General features: G+C 59.5%; 20 protein-coding genes and 1 pseudogene. 13 read left to right on the top strand and 8 right to left on the bottom strand.

Annotation, left to right across the window (positions count from 1 at the left end; genetic code table 11):
• Positions 1–46: 46 nt before the first annotated feature.
• Positions 47–2,032, top strand: a complete 1,986-nt coding sequence (locus QE408_RS01825; protein WP_306928047.1) for a methyl-accepting chemotaxis protein — start codon at positions 47–49, stop codon at positions 2,030–2,032.
• An 88-nt stretch (positions 2,033–2,120) separates the two neighbouring features.
• Here QE408_RS01825 and xth read toward each other — a convergent pair whose 3' ends face one another.
• Together xth and erpA are read right to left on the bottom strand one after the other, a co-directional pair.
• On the bottom strand, positions 2,121–2,915 hold the full coding sequence (xth, locus tag QE408_RS01820) for an exodeoxyribonuclease III (RefSeq protein ID WP_306928045.1): 795 nt from the start codon (positions 2,913–2,915) through the stop codon (positions 2,121–2,123).
• 82 nt (positions 2,916–2,997) lie between these two features.
• A complete protein-coding gene (gene erpA, locus QE408_RS01815) occupies positions 2,998–3,327 on the bottom strand; it encodes an iron-sulfur cluster insertion protein ErpA (RefSeq protein WP_306928044.1) in 330 nt (109 codons plus the stop codon).
• A gap of 175 nt (positions 3,328–3,502) precedes the next feature.
• On the opposite strand from erpA, the gene QE408_RS01810 reads away from it, so the two are divergent.
• The 12 genes and pseudogenes from QE408_RS01810 (at position 3,503) to QE408_RS01755 (ending at position 17,483) form a co-directional block, all read left to right on the top strand.
• Positions 3,503–4,720, top strand: coding sequence for a deoxyguanosinetriphosphate triphosphohydrolase (locus QE408_RS01810; protein ID WP_306928043.1), 1,218 nt, complete (start codon positions 3,503–3,505; stop codon positions 4,718–4,720).
• 63 nt (positions 4,721–4,783) lie between these two features.
• A pseudogene (gene argS / locus QE408_RS01805) lies at positions 4,784–6,542 on the top strand (arginine--tRNA ligase).
• Between the two features lie 68 nt (positions 6,543–6,610).
• A complete protein-coding gene (locus tag QE408_RS01800; protein ID WP_306928042.1) occupies positions 6,611–9,703 on the top strand; it encodes an SPOR domain-containing protein in 3,093 nt (1,030 codons plus the stop codon).
• A gap of 100 nt (positions 9,704–9,803) precedes the next feature.
• The gene (gene nagZ, locus QE408_RS01795) at positions 9,804–10,820 is read left to right on the top strand and encodes a beta-N-acetylhexosaminidase (protein WP_306928041.1); all 1,017 of its coding nucleotides are present in this window, start codon (positions 9,804–9,806) and stop codon (positions 10,818–10,820) included.
• Between the two features lie 47 nt (positions 10,821–10,867).
• A complete protein-coding gene (locus QE408_RS01790) occupies positions 10,868–11,713 on the top strand; it encodes a segregation and condensation protein A (protein ID WP_306928040.1) in 846 nt (281 codons plus the stop codon).
• Positions 11,700–12,434: an SMC-Scp complex subunit ScpB gene (scpB, locus tag QE408_RS01785; protein ID WP_373465477.1), complete on the top strand. Its 735-nt coding sequence runs from the start codon at positions 11,700–11,702 to the stop codon at positions 12,432–12,434. Before QE408_RS01790 ends, scpB begins: the two co-directional genes overlap by 14 nt.
• Before the next feature lie 159 nt (positions 12,435–12,593).
• Positions 12,594–12,806, top strand: coding sequence for a twin-arginine translocase TatA/TatE family subunit (locus QE408_RS01780; RefSeq protein ID WP_306928039.1), 213 nt, complete (start codon positions 12,594–12,596; stop codon positions 12,804–12,806).
• An 89-nt stretch (positions 12,807–12,895) separates the two neighbouring features.
• Positions 12,896–13,729, top strand: coding sequence for a Sec-independent protein translocase protein TatB (gene tatB, locus QE408_RS01775; RefSeq protein WP_306928038.1), 834 nt, complete (start codon positions 12,896–12,898; stop codon positions 13,727–13,729).
• Entirely contained in the window at positions 13,726–14,538 is an 813-nt protein-coding gene (tatC, locus tag QE408_RS01770) for a twin-arginine translocase subunit TatC (RefSeq protein WP_306928037.1), read from the top strand. Before tatB ends, tatC begins: the two co-directional genes overlap by 4 nt.
• Before the next feature lie 95 nt (positions 14,539–14,633).
• Positions 14,634–15,917, top strand: coding sequence for a serine--tRNA ligase (gene serS, locus QE408_RS01765; protein WP_306928036.1), 1,284 nt, complete (start codon positions 14,634–14,636; stop codon positions 15,915–15,917).
• A 139-nt stretch (positions 15,918–16,056) separates the two neighbouring features.
• A complete protein-coding gene (gene surE / locus QE408_RS01760) occupies positions 16,057–16,833 on the top strand; it encodes a 5'/3'-nucleotidase SurE (protein WP_306928034.1) in 777 nt (258 codons plus the stop codon).
• Positions 16,830–17,483 (top strand): protein-L-isoaspartate(D-aspartate) O-methyltransferase, encoded by a 654-nt coding sequence (locus QE408_RS01755; protein WP_306928033.1) that lies wholly within the window; start codon positions 16,830–16,832, stop codon positions 17,481–17,483. Before surE ends, QE408_RS01755 begins: the two co-directional genes overlap by 4 nt.
• Before the next feature lie 76 nt (positions 17,484–17,559).
• Here QE408_RS01755 and QE408_RS01750 read toward each other — a convergent pair whose 3' ends face one another.
• From QE408_RS01750 to QE408_RS01725, 6 genes are all read right to left on the bottom strand, one after another.
• Positions 17,560–19,212: an OFA family MFS transporter gene (locus QE408_RS01750; RefSeq protein ID WP_306928031.1), complete on the bottom strand. Its 1,653-nt coding sequence runs from the start codon at positions 19,210–19,212 to the stop codon at positions 17,560–17,562.
• Positions 19,213–19,399: 187 nt separating this feature from the next.
• Complete coding sequence (locus QE408_RS01745; RefSeq protein ID WP_306928028.1) at positions 19,400–19,735, bottom strand: formate dehydrogenase subunit delta; 336 nt, start codon at positions 19,733–19,735, stop codon at positions 19,400–19,402.
• Positions 19,725–20,549 (bottom strand): formate dehydrogenase accessory sulfurtransferase FdhD, encoded by an 825-nt coding sequence (gene fdhD, locus QE408_RS01740; protein WP_306928026.1) that lies wholly within the window; start codon positions 20,547–20,549, stop codon positions 19,725–19,727. The genes QE408_RS01745 and fdhD overlap by 11 nt, the downstream gene beginning before the upstream one ends.
• Before the next feature lie 9 nt (positions 20,550–20,558).
• Positions 20,559–23,441, bottom strand: coding sequence for a formate dehydrogenase subunit alpha (fdhF, locus tag QE408_RS01735; RefSeq protein ID WP_306928024.1), 2,883 nt, complete (start codon positions 23,439–23,441; stop codon positions 20,559–20,561).
• Between the two features lie 4 nt (positions 23,442–23,445).
• Positions 23,446–25,002, bottom strand: coding sequence for a formate dehydrogenase beta subunit (locus QE408_RS01730; protein WP_306928023.1), 1,557 nt, complete (start codon positions 25,000–25,002; stop codon positions 23,446–23,448).
• Positions 24,999–25,478 carry a formate dehydrogenase subunit gamma gene (locus QE408_RS01725; RefSeq protein ID WP_306928021.1) on the bottom strand — a complete coding sequence of 160 codons (480 nt, stop codon included), beginning with the start codon at positions 25,476–25,478 and terminating at the stop codon, positions 24,999–25,001. The genes QE408_RS01730 and QE408_RS01725 overlap by 4 nt, the downstream gene beginning before the upstream one ends.
• Positions 25,479–25,527: the final 49 nt, after the last annotated feature.

Raw genomic sequence — 25,527 nt, 5'->3', positions numbered from 1 at the left:
CAAAGCATGTCCTTTCATTGTATATTTTCCTCGATGGGCTACTGCTATGGCGTTGGACTTTTACCGCATTCGCACAAAACTCGCGCTCATGTCAGGAGCGGGCATTGTTCTTGTTCTGACTGCTTCAGTGACGGGATGGTTTCTGTCTCAGGCTGTGGACGCTGCAGTCTCCAAGGGACGCGTTCAGGCGGACATTGCGCGCAACATGGTTGACATGAAGGCCTCGCTGCGAGGCATGGAAATCGGTGTTGGGGAAATACGACTTGCTTCTACGCCGTCTGAATTGAAAGACGCGCAAACATACGTGACGAAGCGCCATGAATCGGCGGTCAAATATCTTGAGCTCGGAACAGCCGCTATGGAGGCGTCTGCCAACAAGGAACGGGCTCAGAAGATCTCCGAAGTGCTCGCGAAGTACAACGCTGACGTCGGAAAGCTCGTAACCGATCGTGCGGCGAATGCAGAAATCTCTCATCAGCTTGCTCCATTGAAGACTACGAGCGCTCAACTGGCATCTATGGCTGATGAGATTGTCAATGATGTAAAAGCGAGATCAGAGGCAGCGAATGAAGAACGAAGGCAGCTTCAAGCGCTAGCCTCCACGATTACGATCACTCTGTCAGGCCTCGTGGTTCTGTTGATGATCGTCTCCGCCTTCTTTGGTCGCCGTGCCATTGCGACGCCGATTGCCAGAACAACGGATTGTATGAAGACACTGGCCGACGGTGATCTATCCGTCGCGATCCCCTACACCGATAACAAGGACGAGGTGGGTGATATGGCGAGAGCTGTTCTGGTGTTTAAAGAGAACGCAGTGCGGGTTCGCGATCTTGCCTTTCAGGAGGCTGCACTCCAAGAGCAGAACGCGGACCTACAAAGCAATATCGCCCAGGTCGTTTCCTCTGCAGTTGCGGGTGATTTCTCCGCGCGCATCAGCAAGCGCTATGAGAACCCGGACCTTAATCGCTTCGCGCTGAGCGTCAACGAACTGGTCACATCAGTGGACCGCGGCGTGGCAGAGACCAATCGCGTGGTCGCGGCCCTTGCGGACGGCGACCTGACAGAATCGATGCAGGGTGATTTCCGCGGTGTGTTCCTTGAACTACAGCGCAACGTCAATGTGACGATGGAGAGCCTGCGCTCGGTCATGATGGAGGTCCGCTCTGCGATTGACATGATCAAAAGCGGTGCCGGCGAACTGCGCATCGCGTCTGACGATCTTTCGAAACGCACCGAACAGCAGGCGGCGTCTCTTGAAGAGACGGCAGCGGCACTCGAGGAAATTACGTCGGCGGTGAAGAACTCCACGACCCGGTCTACCAAGGCATCCGATATGGTGGTGCAGGCCCGGCAAAGCACGGAACAGTCCAGTAATGTTGTCAGAAATGCTGTGTCGGCCATGGGCCGCATCGAACAAGCATCCAATGAGATCGGCAACATTATCAACGTTATCGACGAGATTGCCTTCCAGACGAATCTGTTGGCATTGAATGCTGGCGTGGAAGCTGCTCGCGCTGGTGAGGCTGGCAAGGGCTTCGCTGTGGTGGCGCAGGAAGTGCGTGAGCTTGCGCAACGCTCCGCAACAGCGGCGAAAGATATCAAGACACTGATCGTCAGATCGCGCAATGAAGTCAGTTCCGGAGTTTCGCTCGTGACCGAGACTGGCAGCGCGCTCGAAGCGATCCGTGAACATGTTAGTAAAATCGACGAACATGTTCACTCGATCGCCACTGCCTCGAAAGAGCAGTCGACCGGCCTCAGCGAAGTGAATGGTGCCGTCAACCAGATGGACCAGACGACGCAGCAGAATGCGGCGATGGTAGAGCAATCCACAGCGGCAACCAGCAAACTTGCCGACGAAGCGGTCAATCTCAGCAATCTCGTGGCCCGATTTAAAACGGGGAGCTGTCAAACTGCACCGGTATCGAAAGCGGCGAATTCCCAGCATCATGCACCGGGCAGGAGATCAGCCGTACCTCAATATCGTGGCAATGCAGCGGTTGCCATGAAGAGCGAGTGGGAAGAATTCTGACCATAGCCCAAAATCGAATATGAATCGGACAAGTCGCCGGGCGAGCAATGATCTCGTCCGGCCTCATCGCATTTCATGGGCCACGATCTCAGGCCGGCTGAAAATCAAAATAGCCTGAGACCGGCACGTGGTCGGATGGCTTTTCCCAGGCGCGGACATGTTTTTCGATGGAGACGGAATGCAGCCTGTCCGCCGCTTCCGATGACAGCATCAGGTGGTCGATGCGAATACCGTTGTTCTTTTGCCAGGCGCCTGCCTGATAGTCCCAGAAGGTGTAAAGTCCCGCCTCGTCGGAGGTTGCGCGGGTGGCATCGGTAAGGCCAAGATTTTCGAGCCGTCTGAAAGCAGCGCGCGTCCGCGGCAGGAACAAGGCGTCGCCTGCCCAGACACGCGGGTCGTGGCAGTCGAAAGGCTCGGGGATGACATTGTAGTCGCCGGCCAGGATCAACGGTTCTTCCAGTTGCAGCCGGTCTTCGGCAAAGCGGCGAAGTCTCTCCATCCATGCCAACTTATAAGGATACTTCACCGGATCATCCGGCGGGTTGCCGTTTGGCAGATAGAGCGAACAGACCCGGATGACACCGCCCTGGACGGAAAAAACGCCTTCGATAAAGCGCGCCTGTTCATCGCCGTCGTCACCCGGCAGACCGCGATTGACCTCATCGGGGCGCATCTTGGAAAGAAGTGCAACGCCGTTGAAGCCCTTCTGGCCGTGGGTTTCTACGTGGTAGCCGAGTGCTTCGATCTCCAGACGCGGAAAGTTTTCATCGACGGATTTGATTTCCTGAAGGCAGGCGATATCCGGGCTCGAATCCTTCAGCCATTCGCAAAGGTTTTCGATGCGCGCCTTGACGCCGTTGATGTTCCAGGTGGCAATCTTCATCGCAGGTTCCATTCCGTTCGGACCCTGTTTTACCCGATGAGGCGGCGAAAGCCACCGGTTTTCACAGTTTCAACAGCAAGCTTTAAATCGAAAAGCTGGTCCCGCAACCGCAACTGGCAACCGCGTTCGGGTTCTTGATCTGGAAAGACTGGCCGAGAAGATTGTCGACGAAATCGATTTCGGAGCCTGCCATATAGACGAGCGACATGCTGTCGATGAGCACTTTGGCATCTCCGCGGGATATGACGATATCGTCGTCGGTGGGTGCGCCATCCAGGTCGAACTTGTAGGAAAATCCGGAACAGCCGCCGCCCTCGACGGAGACGCGAAGCGCCTGCTTGCCAGCCTCGGCAGAGACGATCTGGGCGATTCGTTTTGCGGCAGATTCAGAGAGTGTAACGTCTGTGGTCATGTCGTTTCTCCAACCGGGGTCAAGAACCGGCGAGCAAAGTTCTGTGTAAGACCGATTATAAACCAGTCAAATTCACCGTCTATAGCGTTACCGCCCGTAAACGCGCTTTGCGGCAACCTTCGCGATAGGTATGAAGGGGAATGTAAAAGGTCAATGGGCCGATGGCAGGACAGAGATGATTATCGATCAGCGCGCGTTGGGTTTTGGTAGCGGAGAAAGAGCGGTCTATGCCGCCGATCCATGGACGACGCGCGGACGCCTGTTTCCCGAGGACTCCAGCCTGACGCGCTCCGAGTTCCAGCGCGATCGTGACCGTATCGTACACACCACGGCCTTCAGGCGCCTTAAGCACAAGACGCAGGTGTTCATCAGCCCGGATGGCGATCATTACCGCACGCGTCTGACCCACACGATCGAAGTGGCGCAGATTGCCCGCGCGCTCGCCCGTGCCTTGAAACTCGATGAGGATCTGGCAGAGGGCGTCGCCCTGGTGCACGACTTCGGCCACACGCCCTTCGGTCACACCGGCGAAGATGCGCTGGATGCGGTGCTGAAACCCTATGGCGGTTTCGATCACAACGCCCAGTCGCTGCGCATCGTTACAAAGCTTGAGCGCCGCTACGCCGAATATGATGGCATCAACCTGACCTGGGAAACACTTGAGGGTCTGGTGAAGCATAATGGCCCGCTGTTGAATGCTGCGGGTAAGGGGACGCATGGTCCGGTGCCGCTGCCGATCCTCGACTATTGCCAGCTCCAGGATCTGGAGATCGGCACTTTTGCCAGTCTGGAGGCGCAGGTCGCCGCCATTGCCGATGACATTGCCTATAATACGCACGACATCGATGACGGCCTGCGTGCCGGTTATCTAACCTTCGATATGCTGGAGGAAGTGCCGTTCCTCTCTGGTCTGATGGCTGAGGTTCGGGCGAAATATCCGTCGCTGGACGACGAGCGCTTTGCGCATGAAATCATGCGCCGTCAGATTACGCGAATGGTTGAAGATGTGATTGGCGTTGCGCAACAAAATCTTGGCGTTTTGAAGCCGAAGAGTGCTGCCGACATCCGTGCCGCGGACCGCACGATCGCGACTTTCTCGCCGGCTATGGCTGAGACCGACAAGCAGATCAAGAAGCTGCTCTTTGCGCATATCTACCGCCACCCTGACATCATGCGTATCCGCGCAGGCGCGACCCAGATCGTCACCGATCTTTTCCACCGCTATATGGAAACGCCAGCCGAGATGCAGAGCCACTACTGGGTGGACAGCATTCCCGGCATGACGGAAGCGGCCAGAGCCCGCCATGTGGGCGATTATCTGGCTGGCATGACAGACAGCTACGCCTTGAGGACGCACCAGCGGCTGTTTGACCATACACCTAATTTGCGATAGGCAGCGCGCAACTGCGAAGCCGATATCCGGATGACTGAAAGCCCTTCGCGCAGGTAGATGACCATGAACCTTTTTGCCGATTTTGACGCACGAATCAAAAAAGCCTCTCGAGACGATCGATCTCGTCAAAGCCAATCGCGATGCTGTCGATTTTGGCCGTATCACCGTGGAATCGCCGCGCGATCCAAGCCATGGCGACGTCGCAACCAACGCCGCAATGGTGCTGGCAAAGCCGCTCGGGACCAATCCGCGGGCGCTGGCTGAGCTCATCGTTCCAGCCCTTGAGCAGGATGCGGACGTCGATAGCGTCAATGTCGCAGGCCCCGGTTTTATCAACATCCGCGTCTCCGTCGGCTACTGGCAACGTCTTCTGGCCGGAATGATTTCGCAAGGTCTGGATTTTGGCCGGTCCTCGGTTGGTACCGGCAAGAAGATCAACGTCGAATATGTGTCCGCCAATCCCACAGGTCCGATGCATGTCGGACACTGCCGTGGCGCCGTCGTTGGCGATACGCTTGCGAATGTGCTGGCCTTTGCCGGATACGACGTGACCAAGGAATACTACATCAACGATGCCGGTTCGCAGATCGACGTGCTGGCGAAGTCCGTGTTCCTGCGTTATCGCGAAGCGCTGGGTGAAGATGTCGGCACCATTCCTCCTGGCCTTTATCCGGGCGACTATCTCGTTCCTGTCGGTCAGGCGCTGGCCGATGAATTCGGCATCAAGCTGCGCGCTATGCCGGAAGAGCAGTGGTTGCCGATCGTCAAGGACAAGGCAATCGATGCGATGATGGCGATGATCCGTGAGGATCTCGCGGCATTGAACGTCAAGCATGATGTGTTCTACTCCGAGCGCGCCCTGCACGCTGGCAATGCCGGTCCGATTCTGTCCGCTATCAACGACCTCACCTTCAAGGGTCACGTCTACAAGGGCACGCTGCCGCCACCAAAGGGCGAGGTTTCCGAAGATTGGGAAGACCGCGAGCAGACGCTTTTCCGCTCGACTGAAGTCGGTGACGATATGGACCGTCCCCTGATGAAGTCGGACGGCACATATACCTATTTTGCGGCTGACGTCGCTTATTTCAAGGACAAGTACGATCGTGGCTTCTCCGAGATGATCTATGTTCTTGGCGCCGACCATGGCGGTTACGTCAAGCGTCTGGAGGCCGTTGCGCGCGCCGTCTCGGAAGGCAAAGCTAAACTGACCGTGCTTTTGTGCCAGCTGGTCAAACTTTTCCGTGATGGCGAACCGGTCAAGATGTCGAAACGCTCAGGTGATTTTGTCACATTGCGGGACGTCGTCGACGAGGTCGGACGCGATCCGGTGCGATTCATGATGCTCTACCGGAAGAATTCGGAGCCACTGGACTTCGATTTCGCCAAGGTGACCGAGCAATCTAAAGACAATCCCGTATTTTATGTGCAATATGCTCATGCCCGTTGCAAGTCGGTGTTCCGGCAGGCGCATGAGGCGTTTCCGGAGCTGGATGTGGATGCCTCCACTCTCTCGTCCGGATCGGTTTTGATTAACGATGTCAATGAGTTGCAGCTGATCGCGAAACTGGCGGAATATCCGCGTCTGATCGAGTCTGCGGCACAGAATCATGAGCCGCATCGCTTGGCTTTTTACCTCTATGATTTGGCCAGTTCCTTCCACGGACACTGGAACAAAGGTAAAGATCAGCCGGAATTACGTTTTGTTAACGATAAAAACCGAGAATTGAGCGTTGCCAGACTAGGGCTGGTGAGTGCTGTCGCAAATGTGCTGAAGTCCGGATTGACGCTTTTGGGAGCGGACGCGCCTGACGAGATGCGATGACATCCCTCACCATTATTTGCTCACAATACGCTGGCAAGTGCTGTGATGCGTAGATGGTGGAACACGTAATGGTCGAAAAAAATGTCGCGTATAACCGAGACTCTCGGTCGCAGGAATTCGCTGACAACGATCCCCTGGCTCAATTGGCGCAACTCGTCGCGCAAGAGGATCGTCCTCCCCACGTTGCTCCCCCGGCTGCGCAGAACGCTGCGTCGCCTGCCACGCGCCGGGAGCCGGAATTCAACCTCGAAGATGAGCTGTTGCGCGAGTTCGCCGTCTATGACGCGCCGCGCCACGAGCCTATCGCACTCGATCCCGCCAACGACGTTCGTGCGTCCGTTCCGGTCAATGAGTTCATGCAGCGGGTGGAATCGGTATTCTCGCGCCGCGAGCCTGAGCTTGAGACGGTTGCACAGCAGGTCCCTGCGAGCCGTGAAGAGTATCTGGTGGCCGAGCACGCTGCGCCAACGCCGCGTGCCGATCTGAGAGACGATTTCAGCGACGATCCGCATTCGGTCGCTGCCGTGTTTGATGTCAATCATCGCGATCAGGCCCCAGAGCAGTACGAACCTTCCCCAGCCGCTGTACCAGAAGCTGTTGCCACGGCTTCTATCCCGGCCGCTCCGGTGCCGGAGCCCCGCGCTTACGAACAGCCGGTCCAGATGCAGCAGCCGGTTACTCCGCCGCAGCCAGCCCCTGTCCAGCAGCCGGATTGGGAACGGATGGCCGAGACATCCGGCGAGACCGCGATCGATCTCGCCAGCGAACTGGAAATGTCGGTTGCCGATGAAGCACCGGCGTCTCTGCAGCCGAATGCACCGTCTCTGCGCAAGTCCTCCCTCGATTTCTCCAGCCTGCGGTTGCCGCTTGCCAATTTCGGCACGACGCGTGCGACGCCTGTCGCTCCGAAGGCTCAGCCGCAGCCTGCTCCAGTGGCGATCCCCGCGGTCGAAGCCGCGGCGCCTGTCGCCCTGCAATCGAGCGCCAACGTGCTCGCAGGGCAGAAGATGTCCGCCATGGATGAGCTCATCTATGACGTTGCGCGCTATGAGATCAGCAACAAGAGCGTCGATGCTGCTGCTCCAGTCGCGAGAATGGAACCCGTCGTAACGGCCGCCCCGGTCCTGCCAGCGGTCGAGCCCGTCAGCAAGGTGCAGCCCTCCAAGCCGGCGCCTGCACCCGTTCGCGCAGAGCCTGTGTTCGAAACGCCGGTTGCTGCGCCAAGACCAGTCGCACCACAGCCGATCGTCTCGGTTCCTGCCGCTTCCGCTCCGGTCGCTGCTGCTCCTGTGACCCCAGCCCCGCGTGTATCGGCACCGGTTGCGCCAGCGCCTCGCGCTGCGGCTCCGACTCCGGCCCCGGTTGCCGCTCCCTCAGCTGCAGATGACTTCGATGCTTTTAACGACTCCGACTTCGAGCTGGCTCTCGAAGATATCGATTTTGATATCGACCTCTCCGAGATCGCCAACATTGATGTAGCACCTGCACCCGTCACTCAGCCTGCGCCGGTTGCAAAGTCGGCACCGGTCGTGCAGCCGAAGCCAGCCCCGGCACCGATTGCCGCTGTGGCTTCTGTCGCTCCCCGCCCGCAGCCACAGCCTCAGCCTGTCGTCGAGCGTGCGCGCTATGAAGAACGTCGCCCGGCAGCTCCGGCGCCGGTTGCGCCCCAAGCGTCTCTCGAGAGCCTGCCTTTCGACCCAAGCCAGATCGGCGAGACGGAGGATGCGCCCGAAGCCATCACCGAGTTGGATGTTCCAGAACTGCCGGTTGGCGTTTTCGAGCCGAAGCCGGTTGCACGCCGCCAGGAAGAAGATCTCGATCTCGACACCGAGCTCGCCTCGCTCTTTTCGTCACCCGCTTCAGGCGGACTTGATCGTCAAAAGAATGCAGCGCCCCGTCAGGCGCAGCCTCAGCCGACACAGGAAGAGGTGGACGAGTTCGAGCGTGCGCTGGAACAGGACTTCCGCCGCAGCATGCAGGAAGCGGCAGAAGGCCGCTTCGGTTCGCAGACGCGCGACGATGCCGCTCCAGAGCAGCAGGTTCGCTATGCCGATGATGAGCGCGAAGGCGGTGCACGCCGCTGGTTCGTTCCAATGGCAGCGGCTGTTGGTCTTCTGCTGGTCGGCGGCGGCACCTATGCGCTGATCGGTGGTGGTTCTTCCCACATGGGATCGAATGGCGCGCCGGTGATTATCTCCGCCGACAGTGAACCGACGAAGGTCGTGCCGGAAAACCCCGGTGGTCGCGTCGTACCGAACCAGGACAAGGCAGTTTATGACCGCGTTGCCGGTGCCGCACCGTCCGATCCCAAACAGCCATCGCTGATTTCCACTAACGAAGAGCCTGTCGATGTCGTGCAGCGCACGCTGATCCCTGAGCAGCTTCCGATGGAAGACGAAGCCGACCAGATGCAGGGCGCGACATCCACACCGGTTGGTGAGACGGAAGATCCGCGTCTGCTTTCTCGTGGAGAGAATGCACAGGCGGCTGACCATAACGGTCAATCTGGCGTCAATGTTTCGCCTCGTAAGGTGCGCACCATGATCGTCAAGCCCGATGGCACGCTTGTCACGCAGGAAGCGCCAGCGCCTGCAGCGGGAACGCCGACGCAGGATAAGGTCGAGGAACTGGCGGCGCCTGCAACGACGGAAAAGGCCCCATCTGTGCTCGCGACGTCCCGCGTTCCAGTAACGCCTGAGCCTGCGCAAGCATCGCAGACGGCGGCTCGCACGGCACCCGCCGCGGCGCAGCCGACCCAGACGGCGGCACCGCTTCCAGCGGCCCGTCCGTCGAGCCAGCCAGCTAATGTCGTCGCTACCGTGACCAATCAGGGCAATGTTCGCCCGGCCGCACCGGCTCAGCAGACGGCGTCGGCTCCGGCTGCCGCGACTGCAGCTGCAACCAGCACGCCGTCTTCGGGTGGCTACTACATCCAGATCGCATCTCTGCCGAGTCAGGCGGAAGCGCAGAAGTCCTATCAGAACATGTCGGCCAAGTTCGGCTCTGTCATTGGTGGCCGCGGTGTGGACATTAAGGCTGCGGAAATCGCCGGGAAGGGCACGTTCTACCGTGTTCGTATTCCCGCTGGCGACAAGAACGAGGCGGCGGCATTGTGCGAACGTTTCCGCTCTGCCGGCGGCAGCTGCCTCATCGCCCGCTGATCTGAACAGTTAAACAGGAAAGCCGGGATGGTCTCACCGTCCCGGCTTTTTTTATAGACGGTAGCGCGTTGCATCCGACATACCCCAAAGGACCAAGTCCATGACTGAATCGAAAGCTATGATCCTCGGCTGTAGCGGCTTGGCGCTGACACAAGAAGAGATTGCCCTCTACAAGGCGGAGCAGCCCTGGGGTTTCATTCTCTTCGGCCGTAATATTGGTGAGGCTCAGCAGATCACCGATCTTGTGGCTTCCATGCGCGATGCGGTCGGTCGCCCGAATGCGCCGGTCCTGATCGATCAGGAGGGCGGGCGCGTTCAGCGGATCCGCCCGCCGATCCTTCAGTCCTACCCGAACGCGCAGGCGTTGGGCGCGATCTATCTGCGCGACCGAGAGCAGGGTCTGCGGGCGGCCTGGCTGATGTCTCGCCTGCACGCCTTCGATCTCATGCGGTTCGGCATCAACGTGGATTGCCTGCCCGTTCTGGATGTGCCGGTCGAAGGCGCGAGCAACGTCATTGGCAACCGCGCTTACGGCTTTGACCCGAAGCTGGTTTCGGAAATGGGGCAGGCGGCCGCTGATGGCCTGAAGGCCGGTGGAATGCTACCGGTGATGAAGCATATTCCAGGCCATGGACGTGGAATGGTGGATTCGCATCATGAACTACCGGTGGTGGATGTTCCGCTGGATGACCTTGATGCCCATGATTTCGTGCCGTTTCGTGCGTTGAACAAGGAACTGATGGGTATGAGCGCGCATCTTGTTTTCAATGCGATCGATCCTGAGCGTCCAGCCACGACGTCCCGCAAAGTGATCGACGAGATCATTCGTGGCCGTATCGGTTTCGACGGGCTGCTGATGTCAGATGATAGTTCGATGAATGCCTTGAAGGGGACGCTCGGAGAACGCGCCGCCAATATTGTTGCGGGCGGTTGCGATATAGTCTTGCATTGCAACGGTGTGATGAGTGAAATGCTTGAGGTCGTGAGGGAAGTTCCTGTTCTTTCCGGCCGGTCACTGGAGCGCGCCAAGGCCGTCGAAGAGGGATTCCCCGCTGCAGACGGTGCCGACGAGGCGCGTTTGAGAGACGAATTCAACGCCATGCTGGCGGTTGCCTGATCCGGTCGCCGGGCAGAGCGCCAGCGAAAGGTCCGGCTGACGAGACGATGGCAGCAGAGAAATCACGCGGCAGCACGCCGATGGACAAGCTCTGGCAGGATGTGATGCCGGAGCGTGCGACGGGCGAGGCGGCATTGATGATCGACGTGGCGGGCTTCGAAGGCCCGCTCGATCTGTTGCTGCATCTCGCCCGCGTCCAGAAGGTCGATTTGTCCCGAATTTCGGTTCTGGCGCTGGCGGAACAATACCTACAATTCGTCGAAACCGCGCGCCGGGTTCGTATCGAGCTCGCCGCCGATTATCTGGTCATGGCCGCTTGGCTGGCCTTTCTCAAATCCAAGTTGCTGATCCCGCAACAGAGCAAGGATGATGGCCCGACAGGCGAGGAAATGGCCGCGACCTTGGCCTTCCGGCTCAAACGTCTGGAAGCCATGCGCGACGCCGCCGAGAGGCTGGTGAACCGCAATCAGCTCGGCCGCGATATCTTCGCCCGTGGTGCGCCGGAGCATATTCCCCATCGTAGTCGCTCCGCATTCGAGGCTAGCCTTTACGACCTGCTGAGCGCCTATGCGACGCTTCGCCAGCGCCAGGCGATCACGCAGGTGACGATCGAGAAACGCCAGGTCTGGTCGCTGGTGGAGGCCCGTGAATTGCTCACCTCGATACTGGGTGAGATCGGCGAATGGACGGAGCTCGACCGGTATCTCCTGCAATATGTTCCTGATCCTTCGATGCGCGCGACTGCCATTGCCAGTGCCTTTGCAGCGTCGCTGGAACTGGTCCGCGAAGGCTCGCTGGAGATTCGTCAGGACGGAGCGTTCCAGCCGATTTTCATGCGCAAAGGCTCGGGTAGAGCGCGGGACCGTTCTGAAAGGGCCGATGATGTCGAATGATGTGGATATGCAGGACGACGTTGCCGATGACGTCGCGGAGGGCGGGGTCGCCACCGTGGCGCAGCGCCTCGAAATTGAGGCAGAGCGTATTGCCGAGGCGCTGGTCTTTGCCTCGGCGCAGCCTGTATCGGAAGCGTTCATTGCTGAACGCATCCCGCGTGGTATCGATGTCCCGCCTTTGATGAACCGGCTGAAGCAAGTCTACGCGACACGCGGCGTCAATCTGGTGCAGGTGGGCGGCAACTGGGCCTTCCGCACGGCGGGCGATCTTTCCTTTGTCATCCATGTCGACGAAAAGGAACCGAAGAAGCTCTCCCGTGCCGCCTTGGAAGTCTTGGCTATCATCGCCTATCACCAGCCTGTCACGCGCGCTGAGATCGAGGACATACGCGGTGTTCAGACTTCACGAGGCACGCTGGATGTGCTGATGGAGGCAGGATGGGTGCGCTTTCGAGGCCGTCGCCGTACCCCTGGACGGCCGGTGACCATGGGAACGACGGTCGAGTTTCTGGATCACTTCGGACTTGAGGAGTTGCGCGACCTGCCGGGCCTCGATGAACTCAAGGGGGCGGGGTTGCTGTCTGGCCGCATTCCGCCGAATTTTGGCATTCCCGTGCCATCGATGAGCGACGAATTGACCGAGGACGAGGACCCGATCACGCAGCTCGATCTAGAGGAACTTGGACTGCTCGCACCCCGCGGTGGCGATGCAGATGATTGATTTTGTTGCAACAGCATAGCGATCACGCAGATGTGTCGATGTGCTGCTGTATCACAGCAATTGCGATCCGCTTACTTTGTTGAATAGCCATTTTGTTGTTTGAAAAAGCCATTCAAACGGCTTACATCGGTTCAAAGCAAAATTCAGGGAGTTTGCGTGATGGGTTCTTTTAGTGTTTGGCACTGGCTGATCGTTCTGGTGATCGTGCTGGTTCTGTTCGGCCGGGGCAAGATTCCCGAATTGATGGGCGATGTTGCCAAGGGCATCAAGAGCTTCAAGAAGGGCATGTCCGACGACGACGCTACGCCGCCGCCTGCCGACACCAATGTCAATGCCAAGACGGTCGATCACAAGGCTGACGAGATCAAGTAATTGATCCGGGGTGGGGCGAGACCGTCTTCACCCTGGTCTTCGGGCCTTGAGGATCATGGCGCGTTGTTGCGCGTGTCGGGAGCTTTTTGATGTTTGATATCGGCTGGAGCGAGCTGCTGGTGATTGCGATCGTATTGATCGTGGTTGTTGGCCCGAAAGACTTGCCGCCCATGATCCGTGCCTTCGGCAAGACGATGGCCGGCTTCCGCAAGATGGCGGGTGATTTTCGCGCGCAATTCGATGAGGCCATGAAAGAGGCCGACATGGACGACGTGCGCCAGACGATCGCCGATGTCCGCAATCTCAACCCGACCAACTCCCTGCGCGATGCGATGAACCCGCTGCGTCAGCTTGGTAATGATATCCGCTCCGATCTGCAAAAGGCAGCAACGCCCACTAGACCGGCAACCAGCGCCCCCGTCGATGCGCCGGATGTCAGCCTGTCCGAGCCGGAGATGAAGTTGCCCTACGCGCCGCCGCCTGCTTTGACACCTGCACCGATCGTTGCCGCCCCGGCGGCTCCGGCGCCGGTTGTTGCGCAAGCAACGCCGGTCGCAGAACAGGTTGCCGAGAAGCCGAAGCGCAGCCGCAAGCCTGCCGTGAAAACCACGCAGGAAGTGGAAGCCGAGGCGGTGGCCGCAAAGCCGAAACGCGCGCCGCGTACGATCTCGGCCAAGGCCGATGCGAAGAAGCCTAAGGTTTCGTCCGTCACTGAAATGGAGGCTGAGCCTGCAATTTCCCCTGCGCTGACAGACGTCGCGGCCAAAGCTGCAAAACAGAGGTCAGCAAAGGCCGCGGACAAGACAGTCGCATTGGCCGGAGCGCCTAAGCCAAAGGTGGCGCGCAACAAGCCCGATGTCACCGTTGCTGCTGAGCCTGCAAAGAGAGCAAGAACGGCCAAGGCCAAGAAGGATGAAGCATGAGTGAGGATATCGAGGATAAGCCGCAGCCGCTTATCGAACACCTCATGGAACTGCGCACGCGGCTGATCTGGTCGCTCGGGGCATTTTTCGTGGCCTTTCTGGCCTGCTTCGCCATGGCCAAGCACTTGTTCAACCTTCTCGTCATCCCCTACAAATGGGCGGTGATCTGGGCGGGACTGGACGTCGCCAAATCCTCGCTGATCTATACGGCCCCCCAGGAATTCTTCTTTACGCAGATCAAGGTTGCCATGTTCGGCGCCATGGTCATCTCCTTTCCTGTGGTGGCGTCGCAGCTCTACAAATTCGTTGCGCCAGGTCTCTACAAGAATGAGCGCGCTGCCTTCCTGCCATTCCTGATCGCATCGCCCCTGCTGTTTCTGCTCGGCGGCGCGCTCGTCTATTTCTTCTTTACGCCCATGGTCATGTGGTTCTTCCTCGCCATGCAGCAGTTGCCGGAAAACGGCGAGGTGGCAATCTCTCTGATGCCGAAAGTGTCGGAATATCTCAGCCTGATCATGACGCTGGTTCTGTCTTTCGGGCTCGTGTTTCAGCTGCCGGTCGTGACCACGCTTCTGGCGCGTGTCGGATTGCTGACCAGCGACTGGTTGAGAGAGAAACGCAAATTCGCGATCGTGGCTGCCTTCATCGTGGCGGCCGTTCTGACGCCACCCGATCCGATGTCCCAGATCGGTCTTGCCTTGCCAGCGATCCTTCTCTACGAGGTTTCCATCTATATGGCTCGACTCGTGGAGAAGAAGCGCGCTGCCGAAAACGCTGGCCGGGAGCTTGACGGTCCCGAAGAGGCGTGACGGCTTCTTGAATTCTTTCTTCAGACGCCGGGTCATTTGTCCCGGCGTTTTGTTTTTCAACAAGCAAAGACGTAAAACCACGGTCTGGAACCACGATGCACGATATTAAATGGATACGCGAAAACCCTGAAGCTTTCGATGCGGCGCTGGCCAAGCGCGGAGCCGAACCTCAGTCCGCGAGCCTGATTGCGCTCGACGAGAAGCGCCGCTCCGTGATCCAGACCCTCCAGGACATGCAGTCCCGCCGAAACACCGCCTCCAAGGAAATCGGTGCAGCGATGGCGCAGAAGAATGCTGAGCTGGCGGAGAAGCTGAAGGCCGAGGTTGCGGACATCAAGGACAGTATGCCGAAGCTGGAGGAGGAGGACCGTCAGGTTACCAGCCAGCTTAACGATGCCCTGTCGCGCATTCCCAATATTCCGCTGGACGATGTGCCGGTCGGCAAGGATGAGAACGATAATGTCGTGACCCGTGTCGTCGGCCAGAAGCCTGGCTGGAACCACGAAGCCAAGGAGCATTTCGAAATCGGCGAAGCGCTCGGTTACATGGATTTCGATCGCGCCGCCAAGCTGTCCGGTTCGCGCTTCACGGTGCTGACCAGCCAGATCGCCCGGTTGGAACGCGCGCTCGGCCAGTTCATGATTGACCTGCACACCAGCGAGCACGGCTATACGGAAGTGTCCTCGCCGCTGATGGTGCGCGCCGAAACGCTGTATGGCACGGGCAATCTTCCGAAGTTCGAAGAAGATCTGTTCAAGACGACGGATGGACGATATCTGATCCCGACGGCAGAAGTGACGCTCACCAATCTGGTGAGTGGAGAAATCCTCGAGCAGGAGAAGCTGCCGCTTCGTTTCACGGCGCTGACTCCTTCTTTCCGTTCGGAAGCAGGCTCTGCCGGTCGCGATACACGCGGCATGTTGCGCCAGCACCAGTTCTGGAAATGCGAACTTGTCTCGATCACCGACGCGGAAAGCTCCATTGCCGAGCATGAGCGCATGACGGCCTGCGCAGAAGAGGTGCTGAAGCGCCTCGGTCTGCATTTCCGCACCATGACGCTCTGCACGGGAGACATGGGCTTTGGCGCGCGCAAGACCTATGACCTCGAAGTCTGGCTTCCAGGCCAGAACACTTACCGAGAAATCTCGTCCTGCTCCGTCTGCGGCGATTTCCAGGCACGGCGCATGGATGCGCGCTATCGCGGCAAGGGCGAGAAGGCCACGAAATTCGTTCACACGCTGAACGGTTCGGGCACTGCCGTCGGACGTTGCCTGATTGCAGTTCTGGAAAACTATCTCAACGACGATGGCTCGGTGACCATTCCCGACGTCTTGCTGCCTTACATGGGTGGCTTGAAGCGGATCGAAAAGGCAGCCTGAGCCGTGGATATCTGCTCCTGCGTCTGCGGCGCGGGAGCAAGTCAGCTCTGCCCGGGAGGAGAGCATTTGTCCAGCCAGGCATCCGGTTGAGCAGAGACGGGCGCTATGCGCTGTAGAATGGAGCGATAGGGAGACGATCATGCGGATTTTGCTGACAAATGATGATGGCATTCATGCCGAAGGGCTGGCTGCGCTTGAACGCATCGCCCGCACGCTCTCCGACGATGTCTGGATCGTCGCGCCGGAGACGGACCAGAGCGGTCTTGCACACTCGCTGACTCTTTCCGAGCCGCTTCGTCTGCGCAAAATTTCCGACAAGCACTACGCGTTGCGCGGCACGCCGACCGATTGCGTCATTATGGGCATTCGAGAGGTCCTGCCCGGAAAGCCGGATCTTGTGCTCTCGGGTGTCAATTCCGGTGCCAACATGGCCGATGACGTGACCTATTCCGGCACGATTGCTGGCGCTATCGAAGGCACGCTGCAGGGCGTGCGCTCCTTCGCGCTCAGTCAAGCCTTCGCCTATACGGGCCATGCCGAGCGGGTCGTTCCCTGGGAGGTGGCCGAAACCTATGCGCCGGATCTTATTCGCAAGTTGAGCGAGATCGACCTGCCGGATGGCACATTTCTCAATCTCAACTTTCCCAATTGCGCACCGAAAGACGTGCAGGGCGTGTCCGTTACGGGGCAGGGCAAGCTCGACTTCGGGCTGACAGTCGAGCAGCGTCAGGATGGCCGCGGTCTTCCTTACTACTGGCTGCGCTTCGGCGAGCGTCTCGGTACTTTCATGGATGGGACTGACATCCATGCGGTCAAGCACAACAAGATTTCGGTGACGCCGCTCAAGCTTGACCTCACCGACTACTCGGTCAAGGATCGGATCGCCAAGGCACTTGGATTCGGAGTGAACGATTGAAATCCCCCATGGTGGAGAAAGAAGGCTTTGCCGCTCTCGTCTTGAGGCTGCGGGCTGAAGGCATTTCCGATCTCGATCTTCTGACTGCGGTCGAGCAAACACCGCGCTCTCTCTTCGTACCGGCACCGCTTGCGGCGGACGCTTATTCCAGCCGCACGATCCCTATCGACTGCGGAGCCTTCATGGAGGGCGCCGACATGGCAGTCAAGATTATCGCCCGCCTTCAGGTCAAGCCCGGCCAGCGTGTGCTTGAGATCGGCACCGGCAGCGGCTTCATGACAGCCGTGCTTGGGAGGAGAGCCGAGCGCGTGCTCTCGGTCGAGCGCTACAAGACGCTTGTTCAAGCGGCGCAGAACCGAATGGATGATCTCAGTATCCGCAATGTGGTGATCCGTCAGGCCGATGGCTCCAACGGTCTCGTCGGCGAGGGCACCTTCGACCGTATTGTATCCACCGCTGCCTTTTCCGCCATGCCGCGCTTCTTCACCGAGCAAATCGTGTCCGGCGGCATGATGATTGCGCCGATTATTCTGGAAGATGGTCGCTGCGTGATGACCCGTTTCTCTAAAACCGGCAGCCGCTTCGAGCGCGAAGAGCTCTTCGAGACGCCCTATCTGCCGATCGAATCCCACATCGCGACCTATCTTTAGATCGGCGTTGGGCTTCGCCAACAAAAAGAGCCGACTTGCGCCGGCTCTTGATTGTTTTTGACGACCTTCGGCAAATTTATCCAAAGAGCGCGAAGCTACTCTTCAGCGTCACCCAAACGCCCCACAGGAGCGGAAGGCCGACAGCGGCCCAGGCGAGAGCGGCCTTGCCATCGAAACCGCCCTTGCCGATGCCGAAGGAACCAGTCGGGCCGGCATTGGCGGCAGCGGTCTTGGCCTGGAGCGAGGCGACTTCCTCATCCGACATGAACCACTTGTCGGAGAGTGGTTTGACGAAGGCGTTGGCGATGAGGCCAAGCGCCAGCATACCCGCGAGAATATACATCGTGCTGGTGTAGAGTGCCGGACCGGGTGCCACACCGGCGGCGATCTGCGCCTCACGGATATAGTTGACCACGACCGGACCAACGATGCCAGCCGTTGCCCAGGCCGTCAGCAGACGACCGTGGATGGCGCCGACGAACTGCGTGCCGAAGATGTCGGCAAGATAGGCCGGAATAGTGGCGAAACCGCCGCCATACATGGACAGGATGATGCCGAAGGCGAGGACGAAGAGAGCCTTGGAGCCCATCAGAGCGAGTGTCGGTGCCAGCGCATAAAGAATGATGCCGAGAATGAAGAAGCAGAAGTATGTGTTCTTTCTGCCGATCTTGTCGGACATGGAGGCCCAGAAGAAGCGGCCGCCAATGTTGAACAGTGACAGAAGCCCGGTAAAGCCTGCGGCGATGGCGGCGATCTGCGCCTTTTGCGCGGCATCGAGATCGGCAAAGGCAACGCCTGGCTGACCGATCAAAGAGCCAGCGAAGATTTCCTGCAGCATCGGCGAGGCCATGCCGATGACACCGATGCCGGCGGAAACGTTGAGGCAGAGAACCGCCCAGATCAACCAGAACTGCTTGGTTTTGTGCGCGTCACGCAAATGCACATGCCGGGTGGTGATCATCGCACTTTTGGCCGCAGGTGGCGTCCAGCCTTCAGGGCGCCAGCCAGCCGGGGGAATACGATAACCGAAGGCACCTGCCATCATGAAGACGAAATAGATCAGCGCCATGACGACGAAGGTCTGCCAGACGCCGACCGTGGCATCGGTCTTGAAATAGCCCATCAGCAGGTTGGCAAGCGGTGCACCAATCATCGCGCCACCGCCGAAACCCATGATCGCCATGCCGGTCGCCATGCCGCGCCGGTCGGGGAACCACTTGATCAGCGTTGAGACGGGAGAGATGTAACCGAGGCCAAGACCCACGCCGCCAATCACGCCAGCACCGAGCCACATCAACCACAACTGATGGGTCAAGACGCCAAGGGCTGCGACCAGAATGCCGCCGCACCAGCAGCAGGCGGAGACGAAGCCGGCTTTGCGCGGGCCGACCCGCTCCAGCCAGCCGCCCCAGATCGCAGCCGAGCAGCCGAGGAGAACGAAGAAGAGCGTATAGATCCATCCAAGGTCAGCGACGCGCCAATTGCAGGCGGTGGTGAAGAGAGCGCCGACGAGAGTCAGGCTCGAGCAGCTTGGATCGGTTGCCGGAAGGGCTTTGGACAGCGGGAGCCAGAACACGCTGAAGCCGTAGGCCATGCCGATGCACAGATGGATTGCTAGTGCCGCTGGTGGAACCAGCCAGCGATTGAAACCGGGCTTGGCGATAATTCGCTCTCGATCAAGAAGACCGGCCCCCGCCATGCCTCCTCCGCTTACGCCTGCAACTGCCATCGACAATACCTCCCTCTTGGAATGTCATGATAACTTCGAGTACATCCACTCATACGCGATGAGCGGGCATCGAGGAGAAGAATGGAAGGCCCGGCCGATCGTTGACCGGTCTTCCGAAAAGATGTTTCGATCTCATCGCGTTGGGGTGTGCCAAACGAGGCACGCCATGAGCGGAAGATCACGCCGCTCAAGAAGGAACACTGGGTTCCGACAGAGACTCCCCGGCGATCGGACCTTTGCCTCCCGGAGCACCTCTTGCGGCATCCGATCCAAGGCCGACTGCCTGCGTCGTAGGGTCGTCAGGACGTTTGATCTTAGCCGAGGCGGCAATGACGAGCGGCAGGAAGCCGTCTGCATCATTGTCGATCATCTCAAAAAAGCGCCGCCGCATGCGCGGTTCCCAGAACTTGTTGATGTGGGTCGCCACACCATCCACCTGCACGTCCTGTGGCTGGGAGGTAAAGAATGTGGCAATCTGGTTCGCCATGCGGACAAGCTTTTCATCAGTATGACTAAGCGACATGACTGTTCTCCCCGGAGGCCAGGCGGTCCGGTCTGGTAAAAACTTCGAATTCATCACCGCGCGCAATTCCGATCAGGCTGATGCCTGCTTCTTCCGCCGTCTCGATGGCAAGCGCCGTCGGTGCCGAAATCGCAACGAGAACGGGGCATCCCAGAAGCGCCGTTTTCTGCACCATTTCAACGGAGAGGCGGCTGGTGAGGACCACGACCCCATCGGCTGCCGGTCGCCCGGAGCGAAGGATCGCTCCGGCAAGCTTGTCCAAGGCATTGTGCCGCCCGACATCTTCTCGCACCGCGACGATGCCGCTGTCCGGCCGGTAGAAGCCGGCACCATGGACTGCCCTCGTTTCGCGGTTCAGGCTTTGCCCTTCACCAAGCAGGCGGATGGCTTCGCTGATCTGCCGGGGCATCAGGCGAGCGGATGGCTCCTTCACCTTCGCAACGGTGCGGGTTGCCTGCTCGATCGATTCGATGCCGCAGAGACCACAGCCGACCGGCCCCGCCATGCGCCGCCGGCGCGCCACCAGCGCATTGGCCGTGGAGTCTTTCAGCGTGATCTGCACGTCGATCCCCCGACCGGCTTCAACCAAATCGACCTCGAGGATATCCTCCGCCGACGTCACGATTTCCTCCGCCAGCGAAAAACCATAGGCGAAGTCGATGAGGTCTGTCGGCGTTGCCATCATCACCGCATGGGTGGAGCCGCCATAGGAAAAGGCGACCGGCACTTCCTCCGGAACGATGCGGTGACCTGTCTCCATTCGCCCCTGTCGGAAGCGCCATTCGTCGATCGTTCGGCTCGGTTTCTGCTGCATCCTCCGATCCTATTCCGCCGCGTCGAGTTTCGCCACGATTCGGCGCGACTGGCGGGAAAATTCTTCGTAATCCTCCTGCCATTCCGTTGGACCGTTGGACGGCGAGACCTGAACGGCCGTGACTTTGTATTCCGGGCAATTGGTCGCCCAGTCCGAGAAGTCCGTGGTGATGACATTGGCCTGCGTGTCCGGATGGTGGAACGTCGTGTAGACCACGCCCGGCGAAACCCGATCGGTGATCAGCGCCCTAAGCGTCGTGTCGCCCGAGCGGCTGGCAAGCTTGATCCAGTCACCCTCCTTGATGCCACGCTGTTCGGCGTCGTGCGGATGGATTTCCAGCCGGTCCTCCTCGTGCCAGACGACGTTTTCCGTCCGTCGCGTCTGCGCGCCAACATTGTACTGAGACAGGATACGACCTGTCGTCAGCAGCAGTGGGAAGCGGGAGCCAGTGCGCTCGTCGGTCGCCACATATTCGGTGCGGATGAACTTGCCCTTGCCACGGACGAAACCGTCGACATGCATGATCGGCGAACCTTGCGGGAATTTCTCGTTGCAAGGCCACTGAACCGAGCCGTGCTTCTCAAGATAGTCGTAAGATACGCTGGCGAAGCTCGGCGTCGTTGCCGCGATCTCATCCATGATCTGCGATGGATGAGTGTAGTTCCAATCGAGCCCCATCGCCTGAGCAAGTTTCTGGGTCACCTCCCAATCGGCATAGCCATTTTTCGGGCTCATCACCTTGCGCACGCGGTTGATGCGGCGTTCGGCATTGGTGAAAGTGCCGTCTTTTTCCAGGAAGGTCGAGCCCGGCAGGAAGACATGCGCATAGTTTGCCGTCTCATTGAGGAAGAGATCGTGCACCACAACGCATTCCATTGCAGCGAGGCCGGCAGACACATGCTTGGTATCGGGGTCGGACTGCAGAATGTCTTCGCCCTGAATGTAAATGCCCTTGAACGAGCCTTCGACAGCGGCATCCAGCATGTTGGGAATACGCAAGCCCGGCTCGTTGTTGAGCGTCACGCCCCAAAGCTTCTCGAAGGTCTCGCGCGTGGCGTCATCGGAGATGTGACGATAGCCCGGCAGTTCGTGCGGGAACGAACCCATGTCACAGGAGCCCTGCACATTGTTCTGCCCCCGCAATGGGTTCACGCCAACGCCCGGACGACCGATATTGCCGGTCGCCATGGCGAGGTTGGCGATTGCCATGACGGTCGTCGAGCCTTGGCTGTGTTCGGTGACGCCAAGACCGTAATAGATCGCGCCATTGCCGCCGCGGGCATAGAGACGCGCAGCACCGCGGAGTTCCGCTGCCGGAACGCCGGTGAACTTTTCCGTCTCTTCCGGGCTGTGCTGTTCCTCGGAAACAAAGGCCGCCCAATCCTCGAATTCGGACCAGTCGCAACGTTCGCGAATGAAGGCTTCGTTGAAAAGCCCTTCGGTGACGATGACATGTGCAAGTGCGGTCAGCACCGCGACATTCGTGCCGGGCTTCAGCGGCAGATGGAAAGCCGCTTCCACATGTGGTGTCCGCACCAGATCAATGCGGCGCGGATCGATGACGATGAGCTTGGCGCCCTGGCGCAGCCGCTTCTTGAGGCGTGAACCGAAGACCGGGTGGCCGTCCGTGGGGTTGGCGCCAATGACAAGCACGACATCGGAATGCTCGACGCTGTCGAAATTCTGCGTACCGGCGGACGTGCCGAAGGCCTGGCCTAGGCCATAGCCTGTCGGTGAATGGCAGACGCGGGCGCAGGTATCGACATTGTTGTTGCCGAAGCCAGCGCGGATCAGCTTCTGAACGAGGTAGGTTTCCTCATTCGTGCAGCGCGAGGAGGTGATGCCGCCGATTGACTCACGGCCATATTGTGCCTGGATACGATGAAACTCGGACGCCACATGGGAGTAAGCCTCTTCCCACGTCACCTCCCGCCAGGGGTCGGTGATCTTCTCGCGGATCATCGGATTGAGAATGCGGTCCTTGTGGCTGGCGTAGCCATAGGCGAAGCGACCCTTGACGCAGGAATGACCGCGATTGGCCTGGCCATCCTTCCAAGGAACCATGCGAACCAACTCTTCGCCGCGCATCTCAGCCTTGAAGGAACAGCCGACGCCGCAATAGGCGCAGGTGGTCACGACGGAGTGTTCGGGCTGACCGATGGCGATCACTGACTTTTCCGTCAAGGTCGCCGTAGGGCAGGCCTGAACGCAGGCGCCACAGGAGACACATTCGGAATCGAGGAAAGCTTCATGCGCACCGGGGGACACGCGGCTGTCAAAGCCACGGCCTTCGATGGTCAGCGCGAAGGTTCCTTGGACGTCCTCGCAGGCGCGGACGCAACGTGAGCAGACGATGCACTTCGATGGATCATAGGTGAAGTAGGGGTTGGACTCGTCCTTCGGCATCCACTGCACGTTGATGCCGCCATCAGTCGAGCGCGCCTTGACGTGGTTGTCGCCCTCATAGCCGTAGCGTACATCGCGGAGCCCAACTGCGCCCGCCATGTGCTGCAATTCACAATCGCCATTGGCCGCGCAAGTCAGGCAGTCGAGCGGGTGGTCGGAGATGTAGAGTTCCATCACCCCTTTTCGGATTTGCTTCAACCGGTCCGTCTGTGTGTGGACGACGAGGCCTGGAGCAACCGGCGTGGTGCAGGAGGCGGGGGTGCCGTTTCGGCCCTCCACCTCCACCAGACAGAGGCGGCAGGAGCCGAATGCGTCGACCATATCGGTGGCGCAAAGCTTCGGAACCTGAATACCCGCTTCCATGGAGGCGCGCATGATGGAGGTGCCCGCAGGGACGGTGATTTCGCGACCATCAATGGTCAGGGTTACCAGGTCCGTGGATTTGGAAGCCGGGGTGCCGTAATCGATTTCGTGAACAAGGGTCATGGTATCACTCCGCCGCTTCAACAAGTGGGGTGGGTGCGAAATCCTCCGGGAAGTGCGTCATCGCGCTCATCACCGGATAGGGGGTGAAGCCGCCCAGCGCGCAGAGCGAGCCGAACTTCATAGTGTTGCACAGATCTGCCAGGAGTTGGCGGTTCTTCTCGGGCTCGATGCCGAGGGCAATCTTGTCGGCGGTTTCGACGCCGCGTGTCGAACCGATGCGGCAGGGGGTGCACTTGCCACAGCTCTCGACCGCGCAGAATTCCATCGCAAACCGCGCCTGCTTCAGCATGTCGACGGTGTCGTCGAAAACGACAATGCCCGCGTGACCGATCAGGCCACCAGCGACAGTGAAGGCCTCATAGTCGAAGACAGTGTCGAAGAGCGATGGCGGGAAATAAGCGCCGAGTGGGCCGCCCACCTGCACCGCCTTGACCGCGCGACCGGAAATGGTGCCGCCGCCGATCTCGTTGACGAGTTGGCCGAGCGTCATGCCGAATGCGGTTTCGTACAGGCCGCCATGCTTCAGGTTGCCGGCAAGTTGAATCGGGATCGTGCCATTGGACCGACCGACGCCATAATCACGATAGAACTGCGCGCCGCGATCCATAATCACCGGAATGGAGGCCAGCGACATGACGTTGTTGACGACGGTCGGCTTGCCGAACAGGCCCTGAAGCGCGGGAAGCGGCGGCTTGGCGCGAACGATACCGCGCTTGCCTTCCAGGCTGTTGAGTAGAGAGGTCTCCTCGCCGCAGACATAGGCGCCTGCACCCATGCGCACTTCCATGTCGAAGGCATAAGCCGAGCCCATCACTGAAGGGCCGAGGATGCCAGCAGCGCGGGCGATCTTGATTGCCTTGTCCATAATGGCGATCGCGTGCGGATATTCAGAACGGGTGTAGATGTAGCCCTTGGTCGCACCGACCGCGATTGCGGCGATCGCCATGCCCTCGATCAGGACAAAGGGATCGCCTTCCATGATCATACGGTCAGCGAAGGTGCCGCTATCGCCTTCATCGGCGTTGCAGACGATGTATTTCTGGTCGGCGGAAGCGTCGGCAACTGTCTTCCATTTGATGCCCGTCGGGAAGCCCGCACCGCCGCGGCCGCGAAGGCCGCTGTCCGTTACCTGCCGGACGATATCCGCAGGTGCCATCTTGATTGCCTTTTCCAAGCCGGTCAGGCCCTGATACTGGCGGTAGTCATCGAGCGACAGCGGATCGGTGACGCCACAGCGGGAAAAGGTGAGGCGTGTCTGGCCCTTGAGGACAGGGATATCCTGCGTTAGGCCGTGACCGAGCGGATGCCGGCCGCCATTCAGAAAGCCCGCATCGAAAAGCGACGGGACATCCGACGCCCTGACCGGTCCGTAGGCGACACGCCCCGCGTCGGTGCGCACCTCAACCAGCACTTCCAGCCAGAGCATTCCGCGAGAGCCGTTGCGGATGATGTGGACATCATGTCCGCGGGAGGCGGCCTCGCGCTCAATGGCCGCTGCCACCTTGTCGGCACCCACGGCAAGTGCTGCCGCATCGCGGGGAACGAAGACGGTGATGGTCATTTGCTGACCTCCGCCACGATGTCGTTCAGACAGTGCTCGTCCACGCGACCGTAAAGCTCGCCATCCAGCATTGCCGCCGGAGCGGAAGCGCAGAGGCCAAGACAGAAGACGGGCTCCAGCGTGACCGAGCCGTCCGGTGCGGTCTCGTGCCAATCGAGCCCGAGCCTTGCTTTCGCGCGTTCGGCGAGCCTGTCGCCACCCATCGACTGACAGGCTTCGGCGCGACAGAGCTTCAAGGTGTGGCGTCCAGCAGGATGATCGCGAAAATCGTGATAGAAGGTGATGACACCATGCACTTCCGCCCGCGAGAGGTTGAGCGCGGAGGCGATCAACTGCTTGGCACTTTCGGGAATATAGCCGAACTCCTCCTGCACCTGATGCAGGATAGGCAACATCGGCCCTTCCAAGTGGCGACAGTGATCGATGATTTCGGAAATCCGGCTCGCCTCGGTGCTGGCAACCGCTCGAATGTTCATGGTCAGTCCTCCCAAACCGACGCCAGACGAACAGAGGATTGTCTCTGCC

The organism is Agrobacterium larrymoorei (genome assembly GCF_030819275.1).
Classification (GTDB): domain Bacteria; phylum Pseudomonadota; class Alphaproteobacteria; order Rhizobiales; family Rhizobiaceae; genus Agrobacterium; species Agrobacterium larrymoorei_B.
This window is presented reverse-complemented; position numbering and strand designations above follow the sequence as displayed.